This window comes from Nonomuraea sp. NPDC049750 (genome assembly GCF_040659625.1).
Taxonomy (GTDB): domain Bacteria; phylum Actinomycetota; class Actinomycetes; order Streptosporangiales; family Streptosporangiaceae; genus Nonomuraea.
This window is the reverse complement of record NZ_JBFANB010000002.1, coordinates 212,897-232,896: the sequence shown is the minus strand read 5'-3', so window position 1 is coordinate 232,896 and position 20,000 is coordinate 212,897. Positions and strand designations below refer to the sequence as shown.

Here is a 20,000-nt window from a genome sequence, read left to right as displayed (position 1 = left end):
TTCTCACTCCCACGAACGCAACTCGGTACGGGCGAAGTCCAGCTCGCCGGCGATGCCCGCGGCGAGCTGTCCGGGGGTCCGTGGACGCAGGGCGGGCGGCAGCACCCCCCAGGTATAGGTCTCCACCTCGAAGTGGTCGCAGACAGGCCGCGGCCCGCCGAGGAGCTCCGCGAGCGCCGCACGCATCACGGGGATGGTCGTGGCCAGCGGCGCAGGCGGTGAGACGTGGAGTGGAACGTGATAATGGACCCGCCACGGCCCGGGCAGCATCTGCTCGAAGGCCTCGTCGAGGTCGTCGGCGGTGTCACCCGCGGGGTTGCGCGTCTGATGCAGGAAGCGCGGCTCGGCGTACTCGCGCAGGGTGTCCGGGTCCGCGCTCTCCAGGGCGGCGGAGAGCTGGACCTTGACGACGGGCAGGCCGGCCCTTCTCAGCTCCTTCAGCGCGTCGGCAGGCTCTTCCCAGGCGCAGGCCAGGTGAGCGAGGTCCAGGCAGATGCCGAGCCGGTCGCGGTCGACATCGGCGAGCCGGGCCACCGCCTGGCCCGTCGTCTCCACGACGCAGCCGGGTTCGGGTTCGAATCCCACCCGGATCACCCGCCCGGTGGCGGACTCGACGGTGGCCAGCCCGGCGGCCAGCCGGTCGAGCCGGCGTGCGGCGAGGTCGGCCATCTGGGTGTCCCAGGGATCGCGCCAGGCGAGCGGCAGCGTCGAGACCGACCCACGGGCCACGTCGCCGGGGAGCAGGTCCGCGAGGACGAGCGCCAGGTCCAGGGTGTACGACAGGCGGTCCTTGGTGGTCCAGTCGGGATGGTAGACGGCGTGCTTGACGACTGGGTCCTGGAAGGAACGGTAGGGGAAGCCGTTGAGCGTGACCACCTCCAGCCCTCGTACGGACAGCTCACGGCGGAGCCTGGCCCGCAGGGCGGGGTCGGCCGCCATGGCGGCGGCGACGGGCGCGGCCAGCCAGAGCCCGAGCCCCAGGACGTCCGTGCCGAGGCGGGCGCGGATCGGGACCGCGTAAACGTCGAGCTGGGCGATGATGCCCTCAAGATCCTCGGCCGCGTGCACGTTGGTGCAGTAGCCAAGGTGCAGCGGGATTCCCCCCCGGTGGCGCAGCCGCATCAGCTGCCTCCGCGCTTGATGGAGCTGCCGGCGAAGGTCGTCTGGTCCGCGCCGGTGCCGGTCAGGTCGAGACGCCCGGACTGGCTGTAGAACTCCACGGGGTTGCGCCACAGCACCCGGTCGACGTCGTCCTCGGTGAATCCGGCGGCCAGCATGGCCCTCCCGGTCTCCAGGGTGAGCAGCGGGTCCGAGACGCCCCAGTCGGCGGCGGAGTTGACCAGCATCCGGTCCAGGCCGTACCGCCGGAGGATCTCCACCATGCGCGGCGGCGACATCTTCGTCTCGGGGTAGATGGAGAAGGCCATCCAGCATCCGGAGTCGCGCACGATGCCGGCGGTGACCTCGTTGAGGTGATCGACGGCGACCCGCCCGGGCGCGATCCCGGAAGCGGCGACGACCTCCAGCGTGCGCCGGGTGCCGCCGGCCTTGTCACGGTGGGGGGTGTGGACGAGCGCGGGCAGGTCGTGCCCGACGGCGAGGTCGAGCTGCCGCTCGAAGGCGTCGTCCTCCTCCGGGGTCATCGAGTCGTAGCCGATCTCGCCGACCGCGACGACCCGGTCCTTGTCCAGGTAACGCGGCAACAGGTCAAGCACGGGGCGGCAGCGCGGGTCGTTCGCCTCCTTGGGGTTCAGCGCGATCGTCGCGTGGTGGACGACGCCGAACTGGGCGGCCCGGTACGGCTCCCAGCCGATCAGTGAGTCGAAGTAGTCGGCGAACGAGCCGGGGGCGGTGCGAGGCTGCCCCAGCCAGAAGGCCGGCTCCACGACGGCCCGGACACCGGCGGCGGCCATCCGCGCATAGTCGTCGGTGGTGCGCGATGTCATGTGAATGTGCGGGTCGAAGATACGCATCAGGGCTCCTCACGGGTCAGACGGTCGAGCAGGGTGGCGGCGTCCGCGGGCATGGGGCGTCCCGCGGCGGCACGCTCGTCGGCGAAGGCGGCCAGCATGGCCGCCAGCTCACGGTCGGCCCGCTCGTCCAACCCGTCGACCGCAGTAAGCGGCACGCCCGTGAACACGCACTTGAGCACCCCCTGCCGCCAGGCGGCCTGGTCGAGGTGGCGGGCGTACGGCCCGAGGGCCGCGGCCAGGAGGCGGGCGTCATTCGTGCGGATCGCGTCGTGCAGCAGCGGCAGCCCGGCCGCACCGACGGCGAGCATCGGCAGTGCCTTGAGCACGGCCCGCTTCTCGTCGGCGTCGCCGTAGCGGTAGAGGTCGCCGATCTCGGTCTGGGTCCGGTCCGCCGGCAGCGCGGCCAGCAGCAGTGCCCTGGCCGCCTCGTCCGCCGTCCAGCCGGGCACATCGGGCAGCGGTGTGCGCCCGGCCCGCCGTCCGGCCTGGGTGAAGGATCGGCCGATCGTCTCGGGTCGCTCACTCGCCGTGGTGAGAGCGGCGTCCACCCATTCTCCTCGCGGGGTTTCCCGCAGCGCGGCTCGCAGCCGCTCCGGTCGCGTCACGCCGTTCTTCCTTCTCCATGACACCTGGCCGCCTGTTCGGCTCCGCGCAGGAATTCGATCGAACGTGCGGCCACGGCCGGCGCTGCGTGGGAGTGGCGGGGAAGCTCGACCGCGACCAGGCCCCGGTAGCCGGCGTCGGTGAGCGCGCGCAGCACCGGCGGGAAGTCGATCTCCCCTTCGCCGAACTCCAGATGTTCGTGTGCGCCCCGCCGCATGTCGTCGATCTGGACGTTGACCAGGTGCCCGGCGACGGCCGCGACGCAGTGGGGAACGGGGTCGGGCTCGTTGCAGCGGCAGTGCCCGATGTCCAGGGTGATGCCGAAGCCGTCCGGAGACCCAAGTGCCTCGTGCAGCGTCCGCCAGCCGGCGATCGTCTCGATGAGCATCCCCGGCTCGGGTTCGAATCCCAGCGGCACGCCGGCGCCCTGCGCGGCGTCGAGAACCCGCCCGCAGCCGTCGGCCAGCCGGTCCCAGGCGGCGGCCGGGTCGATCCCGGCGGGGCGTACGCCGGACCAGAATGACACCGCCTCGGCCCCGAGGTCGGCGCCGATCGCGACGGCGCGGCACAGGAAGTCCACCCGCCGGTCCCGGTCGTCGTCCAGCAATGTCGGGGCGTGCTTGCGCCGCGGATCGAGCAGGTAACGCGCACCGGTCTCGACGACCACCGCCAGATCGAGGTCGCGCAGCCTGTCGGCGACCTGTGCCACGCGCCGTCCCAGCCCGTCGGCGTACGGGTCGAGGTGGCAGTGGTCAAGCGTCAGGGCCACTCCCTCGTAGCCGAGGCCGGCGATGACGTCGAGGGCGTCCGGCAGCCGGTGATTGGCGAAGCCGTTGGTGCCGTAGCCGAACCTCATGTCGCGGAGATCTTTCTGACCAAGAGGCGGGCCGGCGGGATCGTCGCCGCGAGGGCGAGGCCGAGACGGGGGGCGCCGCCGCGCGCGGCGAGGGCTCCCTGGAGGGCCGGCAGGCTGACGATGCCCGCGCTGACCGCGTCACGGACGCGCCGCGCGGAGGGGTCGGCGACGGCGCGCGCCTGCGGGAGGCCGAACTGCGCGGCGTACAAGCCGGCGAGGGCCGGCCGCACCGGTCCCGCGGAGCCACTGGTGGTGGCGGCTGCGAGGGCGACGGTGCCGGCCAGGGTCGCCGCGGGCAGGCGCGGATCCGCCCCCGACACCTCTTTGTGCGAGAGCGCCGTGAGCAGGTACGTGTGAGCGGCGATGGTGAGCGCGGAAGGCATCGCGGCAGCGGGGCGGGAGCCTGCGGTGGCGCCCAGCAGCACGTCGAGGCCGCGGCAGAGCGCCATCGTCAGCGGACCGGCGGCTGTGTTCTTGACCGCCACGTCGTATGCCCAGATGGCGGCCGCCAAGGGGGCGGTGACCGCCAGGGCGCGCCGGCCGCCCGCGACCCCGGCCACGGCGAGCCCGGCCACGGTGAGCCCCACCGCCGTGCCGAGGGCCGCGCCGGCCGGCACGCGGCCCGAGGGAATGGGGCGCTCCGGGCGCTCGACCGCGTCGATATGCCGGTCGGCCCAGTCGTTGGCCGCCATTCCCGCCCAGTACAGCAAGACCGAGGAGCAGGCCAGCCCGACGGTACGGCGGCCGAGCGCCCCACCGGCGGCCGCCCCGGCGATCACGTCGCCGGGTACCGACAGCGCGGCCGGTGCCCGCACCAGGTCGATCAGATCGCGCAGCGCCGTCACCGCTCCCTCCCCCGCGGTCCAAGCGCGTCCACGGCGGCCCGCAACGCCTGCCACTGCTCCGCCAGCCCATGCGGCACCTCTCCGAGGGGGTCCTTGAAGAAGAAGGCCAGTTCGGTGAGCGGGCCCGTGCGCCCGGCCCGATGAGCGGCCGCGGTCAGCCGCGCCAGGTCCAGGATCAGCGGCGCGGCCAGCGCCGAGTCGCAGCCGTGCCAGGTGAACTCCATGCGCATGCGGGTTCCGAGGAAGCCTTCGAAGGAGATCAGGTCCCAGGCGGTCTTGAAGTCGTCGAGGTCCTCGACGAAATCGATCCGGGTGTCACCCTGCGGGGCGTAGCCGAGCGTCTCGGGGAGCACGCGTTGTTTGCTGGCGGACTTGGCCGCGTTGGCGGCCGGCTCGGCCAGGTTCGCGCCGTCGCCGCCGCCCAGCAGGTTGATCCCGGACCAGGTGCGAACCTTCAGGTTGCGCACGGCGAACATCGGGGCGAGCACCGACTTGACCAGGGTCTCACCGGTCTTGCCGTCGTGGCCCGCGTACGGGAGGCCCTGTCTGCGGGCCAGAGTGTCGAGTGCCGGCAGGCGGGCGCCGGTGGAGGGCGTGAAGTCGACGTACGGGCAGCCGGCCAGAAGGGCGGCGTAGGCGGCCAGGGCGCTGGGCGGCAGGACGGGCTCCGGGCCGTCCAGCGCGGCCCGCAACACGTCGAGATCGACGTGGGCGGGATGTGGTCGTGGCGCCGGTTCGGTGGTCGACACGTTGATCACGACGACGCGGTCCAGCTGGTGCCGCCGGCGGAAGCGGTCCAGGTCGGCGCCGATAGCGTCGGCGACCTCGGCTTGGGCGTCGCGGACCGGCAGAGGCCGTACGTCCTGCTCGACCTCGGACAGCGCGTCCCGCACCGCCTCGGCCAGCCGCGCGGGGACGATTCCCGCCTCGGCCAGCGCGGCGGCCTTCTTGCCCAGGGGGATCGAGGAGATGTCGTGGCCGCCGAAGACCAGCTCCCCTATGCCGGGCAGGACGTCACTGTGCAGTCCGGGCGTCTCCAGGACGCATCCGGTCGGGTCGGCCAGTCCCGCCCGCACCGCCAGCGCCCCGAGCATGCTGGTGACCGCGACCGATCCTCGTGCTCCGATCAGCCATACTCCGGTTCTCATCTGTCTCCTCTCACGATCGTTCTCCGGGTCAGCTCGCCCGGGGCGGAGGCCACTTGTGCGGCCGCCCGCCCCGGGGTGATGTGTCACTCAGAGGAGAAGGCGGCATCGAAGGCCGCGGCCGGTGGGGTGATGGCGTTGAGCGAGCGGATGTAGGCGAGGGACTCCGGCGCGCCGTGCAGCCGGTCCATGCCCGCGTCCTCCCACTCGATGGAGATCGGGCCGTCGTACCCGATGTGGTTGAGCGCGCGGAAGCATGCCTCCCACGGCACGTCGCCCCGGCCGGTGGACACGAAGTCCCAGCCGCGCCGGGGGTCGGCCCAGGCCAGGTGGGAAGACAGGCGGCCGCGCCGTCCGTCGCGGGTGGCCACCCGGGCGTCCTTGCAGTCCACGTGGTAGATCCGGTCGGCGAAGTCGAGGATGAAGTTCGCCGGGTCCAGGTCCTGCCACACCATGTGCGAGGGGTCCCAGTTCAGGCCGAAGGCGGGCCGGTGCCCGATGGCCTCCAGCGTGCGCACCGTGGTGTGGTAGTCGTAGGCGATCTCGCTGGGGTGCACCTCGTGGGCGAAGCGCACCCCCACCTCGTCGAAGACGTCGAGGATCGGGTTCCATCGGTCGGCGAAGTCGGCGTACCCCGCCTCGATCATCGACGGGGGCACCGGCGGGAACATCGCCAGCGTGTGCCAGATCGACGAGCCGGTGAAGCCTACGACGGTCGTGACGCCGAGAGCGGCCGCCGCGCGGGCGGTGTCCTTGATCTCTTCGGCGGCGCGCCGCCGTACGCCTTCGGGTTCGCCGTCGCCCCAGATGCGGGCGGGCAGGATGCCCTTGTGGCGCTCGTCGATGGGATGGTCGCAGACCGCCTGGCCGACCAGGTGGTGGGAGATCGTCCACACCCCGAGGTTGTACTTGGCCAGGGTCTCCTTCTTGCGTTCGATGTAGGAGTCGTCCGCGAGAGCCTTGTCGACCTCGAAGTGGTCGCCCCAGCAGGCGATCTCCAGGCCGTCGTAGCCCCATTCCGAGGCCAGCCGGCAGACCTCCTCGAAGGGCAGGTCCGCCCACTGCCCGGTGAACAACGTGACCGGTCTCGTCATGAACCCTCCACAGTCGTGAAGCGGCTGCCCTCAGCCGCGCTCTGCTCGACGGCCGCCAGCACCCGCTGCACCCGCAGGCCGTCCTCGAACGACGGTGCGGGGTCGGTGCCGGCGGCGATCGCCTCCAGGAAGTCCTTCGCCTCGTGGACGAAGGCGTGCTCGTACCCGAGGCCGTGGCCCGGCGGCCACCACGCCCCTGCGTACGGGTGGTCCGGCTCGGTGACCTGCACGCGCCGGAATCCGTGCTCGGCGCTGTCGACGGTGTGGTCGTGGAACCACAGGTCGTTCATCGCCTCGAAGTCGAAGGCCAGGCTGCCCAGGGCTCCGTTGATCTCGATACGCAGCGCGTTCTTGCGCCCGGTCGCGAAGCGGGTGGCCTCGAAGGAGGCCAGTCCGCCGCCGCTGAGCCGTGCGATGAACAGCGCCGCGTCGTCCACGGTGACCGCGCCCCTACCGGTCCCGCCGCCGGCCGAGAGCCCGGACGAGCCGGCCGCCAGAGGACGCTCCTTGACGAAGGTCTCGGTCAGCGCCGCCACCCCGGTCAGCCGCTCACCGGTGATGAACTCGGCGGCGTCGATGATGTGGGCGCCGATGTCGCCGAGGGCCCCGGATCCGGCCTTGTCCTTCTGGAGCCGCCACACCAGGGGGAACTCCGGGTCGACGATCCAGTCCTGCAAATACTGCGCCCGTACGTGCCGGATCTCACCGACCCTGCCCTCTTCGACGAACCGCCTGGCCAGCGCCACGGCGGGCACGCGGCGGTAGTTGAAGGCGACCATGCTGCGCACGCCGCGCGCCGCCGCCTCCTTCGCCGCCGTGGCCATGGCCTCGGCCTCGGCCACGGTGTTGGCCAGCGGCTTCTCGCACAGGACGTGCTTACCGGCCGCCAGCGCCGCGACGGCGATCTCGGCGTGCGAGTCGCCGGGCGTGCAGATGTCGACGATCTGCACGTCGTCGCGGTCGAGGAGGCGCTTCCAGTCGGTCTCCGCGCAGGCCCACCCCAGCTTCTCGGCGGCCTGCGCGGTCGCCTCGGCGGATCTGCCGGCCACGGCCACCATCGCGGGTTTGACCGGCAGGTCGAAGAACGCGTCCACGCTGCGCCACGCCTGGGAGTGGGTACGGCCCATGAAGGCGTAGCCGACCATGCCGATCCCGATGACGGGCCTCATGACTCGAACCCGAGAGGCATGTACTTGGCGGCGTTGTCCTTGGTGATGGTCTCCGAAGCCAGTGTGATCGACTGCGGCACCTGCTGCTCCAGCAGGTCGCTCATGCCCTTGTCCTGGGCGATCAGCCGGGCGATCTTGATCGCCGAGGCGGCCATGGTGGGGGGATAGGTGACGGTGGCCTTCAGCACGCCGCTGTCGGCCTGGATGTCACGCATCGCGTTGGCCGAGCCCGCGCCGCCGACCATGAAGAACTCGTTGCGACCGGCCTCCTTGATCGCCGCCAGCACGCCGATGCCCTGGTCGTCGTCGTGATTCCAGATCGCGTCGATCTTCTTGTGCGCTTGGAGCAGGTTGGCGGCCACCTGCGTTCCGGACTCCACCGTGAACTTGGCGTCCTGTTGCGCGGTCACCTTGAAGCCGTACGTCTTCAGGGCGTCGGCGAATCCCTTGCTGCGGTCCTGGGTCAGCGGCAGCGTGGCGATGCCCTGGATCTCCAGGATGACCGGGTTGGAGACGCCCTTGTCCTTCAGCGTCTTGCCGATCTGGTGTCCGGCGGCCACGCCCATGCCGTAGTTGTCCCCTCCGATCCAGGCCCGGTACGACAGCTTGTCCGGGAAGACGCGGTCCACGTTGACCACCGGGATGCCCGCGTCCATGGCCTGCCGGGCGACCTGGTTGAGCTGCTGGCCGTCGTTTGGCAGGATCACCAGCACGTTGACCTTCGCCTGGATCAGCGACTCCACCGCCGAGATCTGCTGGTTGATGTCGTTGGTCGGCTCGACCGGCTTGAACTCGACGTCGGTGTACTGCTTGGCCGCGTCCGCCGCGTTCTTGCTGATGGCGGCGATCCAGCCGTGGTCGGCGGCCGGGGCCGAGAAGCCGATGACGACCTTGTCACCGGGGGCGTCGTTGCCCTCCTTGGCCGCGGGAGCGGCGGCGGGCGCGCTCGCCTGCTGGGTGGCGGCCGGCTCGTTGCTGGTGCAGGCGCTGAGGAGGGCACCCGCGCCGAGAGCGGCGCCGCTGACGAGGAAGCCGCGCCGGGCGACGTTCTTGTCCATATGTTTCTCTCCTTGCTAAAACCGGTCGGGGTTACGATCCGGCCCTGGTGTCAGGTGTGTGTCTTGAGGCTTCGCCGCTGCAGCAGCACGGCGGCGACGATGATCGCGCCCTTGGCGACGAGCTGGTCGGCGGTGTTCAGGCCGTTCAGGATGAACAGGTTGGTGATCACGGTGAAGATCAGCAGGCCGAGGATCGATCCGATGATCGTGCCCCGGCCGCCGCTCAGCAGCGTCCCGCCGATGATCACTGCGGCGATCGCGTCCAGCTCGTACAGATCGCCGTGCGTGGACGACCCGGTTGTGGTCCTGGCCATGATCAGCACCGCGGCGATCCCGCAGCACAGCCCCGACAGGGCGTACAGCATCAGCGTGTGCTTACGCACGTCGATGCCGGCCAGGCGGGCCGCCTCGGGGTTGCCGCCCACCGCGTAGGTGCGCCGGCCGAACGTCGTGCGGTTGAGCACCAACCAGCCGAGCAGCACCACCAGCGCGAATACGTACACCAGCAGCGGCAGCCCGAGCACCCGCGTGGTCGACAAGCTCACGATCATCGAGTTGTCCTGCTGCACGAGCTGCGTGCGCTGGTTCGACATACGCTGCGCCAGGCCGCGCCCGGCCACCATCATCGCCAGCGTCGCGATGAACGGCACCATCCGGCCGTAGGCAATCAAGATTCCGTTCAGCAGGCCCGCGCCGGTGCCCACGACCACCGCGCACACGATCATCACGACCGGCCCGTAGGACTGGGTCGCCAGCGTGGTCGCCCACACCGACGCCAACGCCATCAGCGCGCCCACCGACAAATCGATGCCACCACCGATGATCACGAACGTCATGCCGACGGTGATCACCCCGATGGTCGAGGCCAGCGCCAGGATGCTCACCAGGTTGGAGGAAGTCGCGAAGTTCTCCGGCCTCGTCACCAATCCCACGATCGCCAGTAGCACCAGCGCCGCGACCAGCCCCAGATGTCGGAGCTCGCCCAGCCGGCCGAACCGCCCGCCCGGTCCCGCCGCCTTCACGCGCGGGCCGGCAGGCGCGGCCTGATCAACCTCAGTCATGCAATGCTCCTTCAGAGGGGGGATTCGCCACATCGGGCAGTTGTCCTGTGGAGACCATCACCAGGTCGAGCACCCGGTGCTCGTCCAGGTCCTCGGCCGGCGCCTCATGGACGATCCGGCCCTCGCGGATGACCAGCACACGGTCGGCCAGGCCGAGCACCTCGGGCACCTCGCTGGACACCAGCAGCACCCCGATGCCGTCGTCGGCCAGCTTGCGCACCAGCGCGTACAGCTCGGCCCGGGCGCCGACGTCCACACCGCGTGTGGGCTCGTCCAGCAACAGCAGCTTGCGGTCCTCGGCCAGCCAGCGTCCCAGCACCGCCTTCTGCTGGTTGCCGCCCGACAAGGTCCTGATCGGCCGGCGCGGATCGGGCGGACGGATGTCCAGCGCCTCCGACAGCCGTTTGGCCTCGGCGAACTCGGTCTGGCGGTCGAGCCAGCCCAGCCACCGCGGCTTGGTGTAGCGGCTCAGGCTCGCCAGCGTGATGTTCTGCGCGACGGAGTGGTCCAGCAGCAACGCCTGCGCCTTGCGTTCCTCGGGGGCCAGGCCCATGCCCATCCGCACCGCGCGAGTCGTGCTGCCCGGCCGCACCGCCTGCCCGTCGAGCACGACCCGGCCGCTGGCCCGCCGCGCGCCGTAGATCGCCTCGATGATCTCGCTGCGGCCGGAGCCGACCAGGCCGGCCAGGCCGACGATCTCCCCGGCCCTGATGCTGAACGACACGTCCGCGAACCGGCCGGGCAGCGTCAGGTTCTCCACCCGCAGCACCTCGGGCCGCCCCTCGTGGGCGCCCCTGTCCGGCCGAGGCGGGAACACGTACTCGACGTTGCGGCCGGTCATCAGCGCCACGATCTTCGAGGTCGGGGTGTCCTTGGCGGCCAGCCCCACCGCGACCGTGCGCCCGTCCTTCAACACGGTGACGCGGTCGCCGATCTCGCGGATCTCCTCCAGCCGGTGCGAGATGTAGATCACCGCCACGCCCTGGGAGGTGAGGTCGCGGATCACCCGGAACAGGTTGCCGACCTCGTCGTGGTCCAGCGCGGCCGACGGCTCGTCCATGATGATCAGCCGGGCCGAGTGCGACAGCGCCCTGGCCATGCTGACGATCTGCTTGTGCGCCGGCGACAGCCAGCCCACCTCGGTGCGGGGGCGGATCTCGCTGTGCCCCAGCCGCTTGAGCAGCTCGGCCGTCGCCCGGTCGGCCTCGGCCCGGTGGGAGAATCCGAAGGTCGCCATCTCGTGGCCGAGGAAGATGTTCTCCGTCACGCTCAACCCGTCCACCAGATCGAGTTCCTGGTAGATGGTGGCGATTCCGTGGCCCATCGCCGCGGTCGGCGGCGCCAGCCGTACGGGCGAGCCGTCGAGCAGCACCTCGCCCTCGTCGGGTTCGTGGGCACCGGACAAGATCTTGATGAGCGTGGACTTCCCGGCGCCGTTCTGGCCGAGCAGGCAGTGCACTTCACCGGCTCTGACCTCAAGGTCCACGCCGTCCAGAGCGCGCACGCCGGGGAACTGCTTGACGATTCCTCGCATCACGAGCAGAGATGACGAGTCGGATGGTGACCGCGGCACAGGGGCCTCCCTCGGTTACGGTGTGGCCGTGCTCGCCTGATGGCCCCGCCCGCCTGACGGCGCCGGTAGGCACCGCCGCGACGGCACCGAGGTCGGCGTCAACGATGCCGGTGCGGCTCCGGGCGGCCGATCAGGCGGGCGGGACGTTCTGGGTGGGAAGAGGGCACGGTGGGGAAAGGGCGCAGGGGGTTCCGTCCGCTTGACCGCATGCCCCATGGCCGCGGCACGCGGGATGAGCGGGTGTGCCGAGGCGGTGCGGGACAGGACGGGTCAAGCGGACGAGTTGTTCAGGGGTAGGCGGCAGGTCGGGGCCGGGTGGCGGACACGCGGGTCAGGGGGTGTGGCAATCAGGCCATCGGGGTTCCCTCGATCATCCCGATGGCTGAGGGCGTTAGGATCTTGACGCTTGTGGGGTCGTAGAGTGCCCGTTCGACGACGACTCCGGCCGCTCCGCGTGAGGCGGCGCCGAAGCCGAGGTCTGAGGCGGCGAACCGGCAGCGCTCGACGGCGCTGCTCATGCCCAGGCATGCCAGCGTCTGCTGCGCCGCGGGGATGAGCAGGTCGGCGAGTCGCGCGAAGTACCCGCCCAGCACGATCACCCGTGGGTTGAAGAGATTGACCAGCATGGCCGTCCCGATCCCGAGCCACCGGCCCACCTCCGCGACGGCGACGTCGACGCGGGGATCTCCTTCGGCTCGCCGCTGCTCGATCTCGGCCAGCCGCTCCTCCGGGTCACGGACGATCTGCGGGCCCATGCTGTACGCACGATCAGGTGTGGCCATGCGGACCAGCGCGGCCAGCCCGACTTTGGTCTCCCAGCAGCCGACACGGCCGCAGCGGCACAGTTCACCGGACGCGTCGACCATGACGTGGCCGACCTCCCCCGCGAAACCGTCCGCTCCGCCCAGCAGCCGCCCGCCGGAGATGACGCCGCCGCCGACACCCACCTCGCCTGTGAGGTAGACCAGGTCGGAGGTGCCCGCCGCGACGCCTGAGGTGTACTCGGCCAGGGCGGCGAGGTTGGCGTCGTTGTCCACCGTGATGGGGATGTGCCCCGCGATGTTCGCGTGGGACAGCCGCTCCGCCACCGCCACCCCGCGCCAGCCGAGGTTCGGGGCGACGACGACGGTGCCGGTGGTGTCGATCAGGCCGGGGACGGCCACGGTGATCCCGGCCGGGGTGACCCCGAGCCGGTCGAGGTCGTCGACGATCATCTCGGCCATACGGGCCAGCTCGTCCAGTGAGCGTTCCGGGCCGGAGCCCATGGCGTCGAAACCGATGCGCCGGTCAACGATCACTCTGCCGGCCAGGTCGGTGGCGATCGCGGCGATGTAGTCGACGTTGACTTCCATGCCGAGGGCGCCGACGCGGGAGCCGTCCAGGACGAGCGCGACACCCGGGCGGCCGACGGAACCCGCGTGCTGCGGCCCCGTCTCCTTGACCAGTCCGCGCGCCTGCAACTCGCTCACCAGACTGGTGACGGTCGCCTTGTTCAGCCCGGTCGCCGCTGCGACGGCCGATCGGGTGCACGGGCCGCACGCGCTCACGTGACGCAGCACGAGGGCGAGGTTGGAACGGCGCACGGTGGCCTGGTCCGCGGGAACTCCCGCGGACCCGCCGCGACTCATCGAGTCGGTCACGTGGCCGTCGGGTCGGCTGTGGTCCACGCTCCTCCTCGATTAGTTCGGATGACTAGCCGAATTAAAGGCAGCGATACCCCGAGGACACAAGTGTTAAATCGTTCGCACCTTCCGTAACGTTCCGGTAACCAGAGCGAGAAAAGTGGCTGAAGTGCACAGATGTGAGCGATGCCAACTCGTTACGGACTTGAGGGGTGCACGGTCCGACATCGCCGTGTTACAACTCCTGATTAATTGATCTCGGAGACAAACAAAGGGCAGGTGGTGCGGGTGACGTACAGGCCGCCCTTCACCCGCGCCCCGGGCGGCGCTCCGCCGGCGGGTCCCGCCACGCTGCGCCGGGCGAACCTCTCGCTGGTGCTGCGCGAGCTGCGTGAGCACGCATCCCTGTCCCGCGCCGACATCGCCCAGGCGACCGGACTGCATCGGGCCACCGTCTCCAACCTCATGGCCGAGCTCCTGGAACGGCGGCTGGTGCGGGAGGTCGGTGTCAAGCACGTCGGGGCGATCGGGCGGCCCAGACGTGCGGTGGCGCTGCACGGCGCGCACGTCGGCGCCCTGGGCATGGAGATCAACGTCGACTACATCGCGGTCCACGGCACCGACCTCAGCGGCCGGGGCCTGGTGGAGCGCCGGGTGGTCCACGACGCGATGGGCAGCGGCCCGGACAGCGCCGTGCGCCGGCTCGGGCTCGTGGCCAAGGAGGCTGTGGAGGCGATGCGGCGAGCCGGGGCGGTCCCGATCGGCATCGCGGTGGCCGTCCCCGGACTCGTGGACGTGACACGCGGCGTCGTGACACTCGCGCCGAACCTCCACTGGCGCGACCTGCCCCTGGCCGAACAGCTGAGCTCCATACTCGGCCCGCGGAGCGTGCCGGTGTGGGTGGACAACGACGCGAACCTCGCCGCCCTGGCCGAATACACCTCCGGCGTCGCCGCCGGCACGCCCCACCTGGTCTATCTCACCGGAGAGGTGGGCGTGGGCGGCGGCATCATCTCAGGCGGCGAACTTCTGCGCGGAGCGGACGGATTCTCCGGCGAGGTCGGACATCTGCGGGTCGACCCTAACGGCGACCGATGCGGCTGTGGCCGCATCGGCTGCTGGGAGACCAAGGTCGGCCTGGCCGCGCTCGTACGTGCGGCCATGCCCGAGCAGGCGTACGGGTTGCCCGGCATGCCGGTGCCCGACCCCGGCGAACGGGTGGCCGATATCGCCAGGGGCCTGGCCTCCGGCGACCGGCGGATGACGATGGCGGTGGCACAGGTCGGCGAGTGGCTCGGGCTCGGTGGCTCGATCCTGGCCAACCTGTTCAACCCGCGAGTGATCGTCATCGGAGGCTATTTCGCCTCACTGGCCCAGTGGCTGCTTCCACACGCACAAGATCAGCTGCAACGGCTCGTGGTGGCCGCTCCCGCCGCCCACTGCCGATTCGTCGCCTCCACGCTCGGCTTCGGCGCCGCCTCCCGCGGCGCGGCGAGCATGGTGGTCAACCACATCATCGACGATCCGACGACGATCATGGATTCGCCCAGGCCGGCACCGTACTGACGGCCCCACAGACCTGGAGACGGCACCCTCCAGCAACCGCAACATCCGCTACCACCAAGTGGCAACAAGCGCGGCGGCGCGCGCCTTGCTGACATCCCCCCAGTCAGGAAGGGTTCTTCATGTCACCACGTCATCGAACGTGGGCCAGGCTGTTCAACGCGGCCCTGCCAGAAGGCGGACGACGCCCGAGGCGTCGAACCGCGACCACGATGGCCTTAACCCTCATCGTCCCTCTCATCACGCTCCTCGCGGCGCCGGTGAGCGCCGAGGCCGCCACGGCGGCTGAGCCCGCTTTCAAGGTGCTCGTCTTCTCGAAGACGACCGGCTTCCGGCACGACTCCATCCCCGAGGGCATCGCGGCCGTGCAGAAGCTCGGCCAGGAGAACAACTTCGCGGTCGACACGACCGAGGACAGCACCCTGTTCACGGACGAGAACCTGGCGAAGTACCAGGCCGTGGTCTTCATGTCCACGACCGGTGACCCGCTGGGCACACAGGAGCAGAAGGACGCCTTCCAGCGCTACATCCAGCGGGGCGGCGGCTTCGCGGGCGTCCACGCCGCCGCCGACAGCGGCTACAACTGGGCCTGGTACGGCAAGCTCGTCGGGGCCTACTTCAAGCAGCACCCGGCGATCCAGCAGGCCACGGTCAAGGTCGAGGACCCGGCCCACCCGTCGACCAAGGACCTGCCGACGACCTGGACCCGGACCGACGAGTGGTACGACTACCAGGCGAACCCGCGTGGCACGGTCCACGTGCTGACGTCGATGGACGAGAAGTCCTACACCGGCGCCACGATGGGCGCCGACCACCCGAACACATGGTGCCAGGACTTCGACGGCGGCCGTTCGTGGTACACCGGGCTCGGCCACCTCAAGGAGAACTACAGCGAGCCCAACTTCCTGAAGCTGCTGCTCGGCGGCATCCAGACCGCCGCCGGCGCGGTCAAGGCCGACTGCTCGGCCTCGCAGAGCGCCAGCTTCGAGAAGGTCACGCTCGACGACAACACCTCGAACCCCATGATGGTGGACATCGCCAAGGACGGCCGGGTCTTCTACGTCGACCGGCTCGGCGAGGTCAAGATCATCAAGCCTGCCGGCGGCACGGTGACGGCGGCGAAGCTGAACGTCTTCACCGCCAACGAGAGCGGCCTGCTCGGGCTGGCACTCGACCCCGCCTTCGACTCCAACCACTGGGCGTACCTCTACTACTCGCCCACCGGGACAAACGTCGACCGGCTGAGCAGGTTCACCGTCACCGGTGACAGCGTGGACCTGACGAGCGAGAAGAAGATCCTCGACGTCCCGGTGCAGCGGGCCGAGTGCTGCCACCACGGCGGCGGCATGGTGATGGACCCCAAGACCGGCAATCTGTGGCTGGCCACGGGCGACAACACCAACCCGTTCGCCTCCGATGGCTACGCGCCGCTCGACGAGCAGTCCGGCCGCGCCAGCTGGGACTCCCAGCGCACCGCGGGCAACACCAACAGCCTGAGCGGCAAGCTGCTGCGGATCCACCCGGAGACCGACGGCACCTACACTGTCCCGTCCGGCAACCTGTTCGCGGCGGGCACGGCGAAGACCAAGCCGGAGATCTACGGCATGGGCTTCCGCAACCCGTTCCGCATGGGTCTCGACCCCAAGACGGGCAACATCATGCTCGGCGAGTACGGCCCCGACGCCAACTCGGCGAGCTCCACCCGGGGCCCGCAGAACACGGTCGAGTGGAACCTCATCTCCAAGCCGGGCAACTACGGCTGGCCGTACTGCGTCGGCAACAACACCCCGTACGTCGACTACAACTTCGCCACCAAGCAGTCGGGGTCGCCGTTCAACTGCGCCGCGCCGGTCAACGACTCGCCGAACAACGACGGCCTGACCAGCCTGCCGGCGGTGATCCCGGCGACGATCTGGTACCACTACGCAGCCGACGCGCAGAACTTCCCGGAGCTGAGCGGTGGCGCGCCGATGGGCGGCCCGGTCTACCGCTCCGACCCGAACCTGCAGTCGGACGTGAAGTGGCCGGCGTACTGGGACGGCAAGGCCGTCTTCGGCGAGTGGAACAACAACAAGGTGTGGTCGTTCCAGCTCGACGAGAACGGCACCAAGCTCGTCGAGATGAACCCGATCCTCGGCTCCCTGTCGTTCAAGAAGCCGATGGACATGAAGTTCGGCCCCGACGGCGCGCTGTACATGATCGAGTGGGGCTCCGGCTTCGGCGGCGACAACGCCGACTCCGGCGTCTACCGCATCGTGTACACCAAGGGCACCCGCCCGCCGATCGCCCGTGCCGCGGCGGACAAGACCGATGGGCCCCTGCCGCTGACCGTCAAGTTCTCCAGCGAGGGCAGCCGTGACCCGGAGGACAAGGCACTCACCTACGCCTGGGACCTCGACGGCGACGGTGACACCGATTCCACCGACCCCAACCCCACCTTCACCTACGAGAAGGGGGGCGACTACAGCGTGGTCCTGACCGTCAGGACCCCTGACGGCAAGACCGCCACCGCCAGCGTGACGGTCAGCGCGGGCAACATCCGTCCCGTCGTCAAGGTGGACGTCCCGCCGAACGGCGCCTTCTTCGAGTTCGGCGACCAGGTGAAGTTCAAGGTCACCGTCACCGACGCCGAGGACGGCACGATCGACTGCGACAAGGTCCAGATCCAGGCGATCCTCGGCCACGACAGCCACGGCCACCCGCTCGACCAGCTCAAGGGCTGTGAAGGCACCCTGCAGACCCAGCAGGCGGGCCACGGCGAGTACGACAACCTCTTCTACGCCATCGAGGCCAGCTACACCGACGGGGGCGCCAACGGCGCCAAGCCGCTGACCGGGCGGGGCCAGATCATCCTGGAGCCCAAGCGCAAGCAGGCCGAGCACTTCGCGCAGACCGGCCGGGTGGCCGACGGCAAGGGCACCGACGCCGCGGGCGTCCAGGCGGAGACCACGACCGACACCCAGGGCGGCAACCAGCACATCGCGTTCGTCCAGGACGGCGACTGGTGGTCGTTCGACCCGGTGAACCTGTCGAACGTCACCGCGATCCGGCTCCGGGCCTCCTCGGGCGGCACCGGCGGGACCGTGCAGGTCCGGGCGGGCAACCCCGAGACCGGCACGCTGGTCGGCTCGGTCGACGTAGCGCCCACCGGCGGCTGGCAGACGTTCACCGACGTCACACTCAACCTGACCAACCCACCGACAGAAAGCGGACCGCTGTACTTCGTCGTGCGCAAGCCGGCGAGCGCGGCCAACGACACCTACCTGGCCAACGTCAACTGGGTCGACTTTGTCGGCAAGGGTGCCACGGACAACCAGCATCCGGCCGTGACCGCGACGGCGACCCCGGCGACGGGCGTCGCCCCGCTGAAGGTCGACTTCAAGGCGACGGCCACCGACCCCGAAGGCGACCCGATCACCTACAAGTGGAACTTCGGGGTGAACGGCGCGCCGGAGCCCACCACGGCCGAGGCGAGCTACACCTACACCGCGCCGGGCAGCTACACGGCCATGGTGACCGTAACCGACGACAAGGGCGCGTCGGCCACCGCCCAGGTCCCGGTCAAGGTGGACGCGGCGGCCACGGTGTGCTTCACCGGCCGTTCTGACGACTTCCTGGGCAGCCAGCTCAGCCGTGACCGCTGGTCGGTCATCCGGGAGAACCAGGACCTCAAGGTCGCGGACGGCAAGCTCGTGATCCCGACCTCGACCACCGACATCTACAGCACGGGCGGCAACACCTCGAACATCGTCGTGCAGCCGGCGCCGTCGGGTGCCTGGACCGCCACCGCCAAGCTCACGCTGAACGCGCGTGACGCGTACCAGCAGGCGGGCCTGATCATCTACGGCGATGACGACAACTACGCCAAGATGGTGCTCCAGGCGCGGTCGACCTCGGGCTCCAACCACGCCAGCCGCATCTTCCAGTTCATCCGGGAGGAGAACGCCGCCCCGAACGAGGTGTCGCAGAGCAACACGGCCAACCTCGGGGACTCCTACCCCGACACGGTGTACGTGCGGTTCGTCAGCGACGGCACCAACATCACCGCCCACTACTCCTCGGACGGCACCACGTTCACCGCGATGCCGCAGACCAAGGCGCTGGCCGGAATCGCCAACCCGAAGATCGGCCTGATCTCGCTGGCCGGGGCCAACCACCCGGTCGTGGACGCGTCCTTCGACTGGTTCCACATCACGCCGGACGACAAGGCGACCGGGCCGGACCCGGCCGATGAGTTCGACGGCACCGCGCTCGACACCTGCCGCTGGAGCGCGATCGTGCGCCCCGACGCCACGGCGGCGCGCGTGAGCGACGGCAAGCTGGCGCTGGACACCACGACGGGTGACATCTACGGGACCGGCAACAGCGGCCCGAAGAACTTCATCCTGCAGCCGGCCCCGAGCGGCGACTGGACGCTGGAGACCAAGGTGGACGCCTCGGCCCTCAGCGAGCAGTACCAGCAGGGCGGCCTGATGGTGTACACCGGCGACGACGACTACGTGAAGCTCGACTTCCTCACCACCAACTCGGCAGGCTCGACGGTGGCCCGGAGCATCGAGCTGCGCAGCGAGGTCGGCGGCACCGTGCAGAACCCGCAGCCGCAGGTGAACAACCTCACCAGCGGCGTGTGGTGGCTGCGGCTGAAGAAGGTGGGCACCACCTTCACCGGCTCCTACTCCTCCGACGGCCAGGCCTGGACGGATCTCTCCGCGCCGGTGGAGAACTCCGCGGTGGCCACCGGCGCGAAGGTCGGCGTGTACACCATCGGCACCAGCCAGTCGGCGTCGAAGACGGTCACGTTCGACTACTTCCACCTGGCCAAGGGAGGCTCGAACCAGGACAAGACCGCGCCGGTGACGACGGCGACGACCGATCCGGAGCCGCCGGTGGGCGGCACGTTCATCGGTCCGGTGTCGGTCACGCTCAAGGCCGCCGACGAGGACGGCGGCAGCGGGGTCGACAAGACCGAGTACCAGCTCGACGGCGGCGACTGGACCGCCTACACCGCACCGGTCACCGTGACCGGCGACGGGCAGCACGAGCTGAAGTACCGCTCGGCGGACAAGGCGGGCAACGTCGAAGAGGCCAAGACGCTGACGCTGACGATCTCGGCGACCGCGCCGCAGGTCAAGCTGACGGTCACCGCCACGTCCCGCTGCATCGGCACCTCGGCGTACGTGGCGGTCACGGCCGTCAACAACTCCGATGTGCCGGCCACGGTGACGCTGACCACCCCGTTCGGTACGAAGACCGTGGCCGGCGTGGCCCCGGGCAAGCAGGCTTACCAGTCCTTCAACAGCCGGGCCGGGCAGGTCGACGCGGGCACGGCGACCGTGAAGGGGACCGCGACGATCGGCGGCAAGGAGATCACCTCGTCCTACGACGCCGCCTACCCGGCGCTCAGCTGCCGCTGACCGCCATAGCAGAACCGGGGTCGG

The 20,000-nt window shown here is 70.2% G+C and carries 14 protein-coding genes; 2 read left to right on the top strand and 12 right to left on the bottom strand.

Translation table 11 applies throughout. The annotated features are described in order from the left end of the window. Positions 1–3: 3 nt before the first annotated feature. From eboE to AB0J16_RS06270, 12 genes are all read right to left on the bottom strand, one after another. Complete coding sequence (gene eboE, locus AB0J16_RS06325) at positions 4–1,122, bottom strand: metabolite traffic protein EboE (protein ID WP_358535263.1); 1,119 nt, start codon at positions 1,120–1,122, stop codon at positions 4–6. After that, on the bottom strand, positions 1,122–1,973 hold the full coding sequence (locus tag AB0J16_RS06320; protein ID WP_358535261.1) for a TatD family hydrolase: 852 nt from the start codon (positions 1,971–1,973) through the stop codon (positions 1,122–1,124). The genes eboE and AB0J16_RS06320 overlap by 1 nt, the downstream gene beginning before the upstream one ends. Next, positions 1,973–2,578 carry an EboA domain-containing protein gene (locus AB0J16_RS06315; RefSeq protein WP_358535259.1) on the bottom strand — a complete coding sequence of 202 codons (606 nt, stop codon included), beginning with the start codon at positions 2,576–2,578 and terminating at the stop codon, positions 1,973–1,975. Before AB0J16_RS06315 ends, AB0J16_RS06320 begins: the two co-directional genes overlap by 1 nt. After that, entirely contained in the window at positions 2,575–3,432 is an 858-nt protein-coding gene (locus tag AB0J16_RS06310; RefSeq protein ID WP_358535257.1) for a sugar phosphate isomerase/epimerase family protein, read from the bottom strand. The genes AB0J16_RS06315 and AB0J16_RS06310 overlap by 4 nt, the downstream gene beginning before the upstream one ends. After that, a complete protein-coding gene (locus tag AB0J16_RS06305) occupies positions 3,429–4,277 on the bottom strand; it encodes an SCO3242 family prenyltransferase (protein ID WP_358535255.1) in 849 nt (282 codons plus the stop codon). The genes AB0J16_RS06310 and AB0J16_RS06305 overlap by 4 nt, the downstream gene beginning before the upstream one ends. Beyond that, the gene (locus AB0J16_RS06300; protein ID WP_358535253.1) at positions 4,274–5,425 is read right to left on the bottom strand and encodes an inositol-3-phosphate synthase; all 1,152 of its coding nucleotides are present in this window, start codon (positions 5,423–5,425) and stop codon (positions 4,274–4,276) included. Before AB0J16_RS06300 ends, AB0J16_RS06305 begins: the two co-directional genes overlap by 4 nt. 83 nt (positions 5,426–5,508) lie before the next feature. Further along, positions 5,509–6,516: a sugar phosphate isomerase/epimerase family protein gene (locus AB0J16_RS06295; protein ID WP_358535251.1), complete on the bottom strand. Its 1,008-nt coding sequence runs from the start codon at positions 6,514–6,516 to the stop codon at positions 5,509–5,511. After that, positions 6,513–7,685: a Gfo/Idh/MocA family oxidoreductase gene (locus AB0J16_RS06290; RefSeq protein ID WP_358535249.1), complete on the bottom strand. Its 1,173-nt coding sequence runs from the start codon at positions 7,683–7,685 to the stop codon at positions 6,513–6,515. Before AB0J16_RS06290 ends, AB0J16_RS06295 begins: the two co-directional genes overlap by 4 nt. Continuing rightward, on the bottom strand, positions 7,682–8,743 hold the full coding sequence (locus AB0J16_RS06285) for an ABC transporter substrate-binding protein (RefSeq protein WP_358535247.1): 1,062 nt from the start codon (positions 8,741–8,743) through the stop codon (positions 7,682–7,684). The genes AB0J16_RS06290 and AB0J16_RS06285 overlap by 4 nt, the downstream gene beginning before the upstream one ends. A 50-nt stretch (positions 8,744–8,793) precedes the next feature. Beyond that, the gene (locus AB0J16_RS06280) at positions 8,794–9,804 is read right to left on the bottom strand and encodes an ABC transporter permease (protein WP_358535245.1); all 1,011 of its coding nucleotides are present in this window, start codon (positions 9,802–9,804) and stop codon (positions 8,794–8,796) included. After that, complete coding sequence (locus tag AB0J16_RS06275) at positions 9,797–11,338, bottom strand: sugar ABC transporter ATP-binding protein (protein WP_358536133.1); 1,542 nt, start codon at positions 11,336–11,338, stop codon at positions 9,797–9,799. The genes AB0J16_RS06280 and AB0J16_RS06275 overlap by 8 nt, the downstream gene beginning before the upstream one ends. Before the next feature lie 386 nt (positions 11,339–11,724). Beyond that, positions 11,725–13,044, bottom strand: coding sequence for an ROK family transcriptional regulator (locus AB0J16_RS06270; protein WP_358535243.1), 1,320 nt, complete (start codon positions 13,042–13,044; stop codon positions 11,725–11,727). A 243-nt stretch (positions 13,045–13,287) separates the two neighbouring features. Between AB0J16_RS06270 and AB0J16_RS06265 the strand changes: the two genes are divergently transcribed. Both AB0J16_RS06265 and AB0J16_RS06260 read left to right on the top strand, forming a co-directional pair. Beyond that, positions 13,288–14,565, top strand: a complete 1,278-nt coding sequence (locus tag AB0J16_RS06265) for an ROK family transcriptional regulator (protein ID WP_358535241.1) — start codon at positions 13,288–13,290, stop codon at positions 14,563–14,565. A gap of 209 nt (positions 14,566–14,774) precedes the next feature. Then, a complete protein-coding gene (locus tag AB0J16_RS06260; RefSeq protein ID WP_358535239.1) occupies positions 14,775–19,976 on the top strand; it encodes a ThuA domain-containing protein in 5,202 nt (1,733 codons plus the stop codon). Positions 19,977–20,000: the final 24 nt, after the last annotated feature.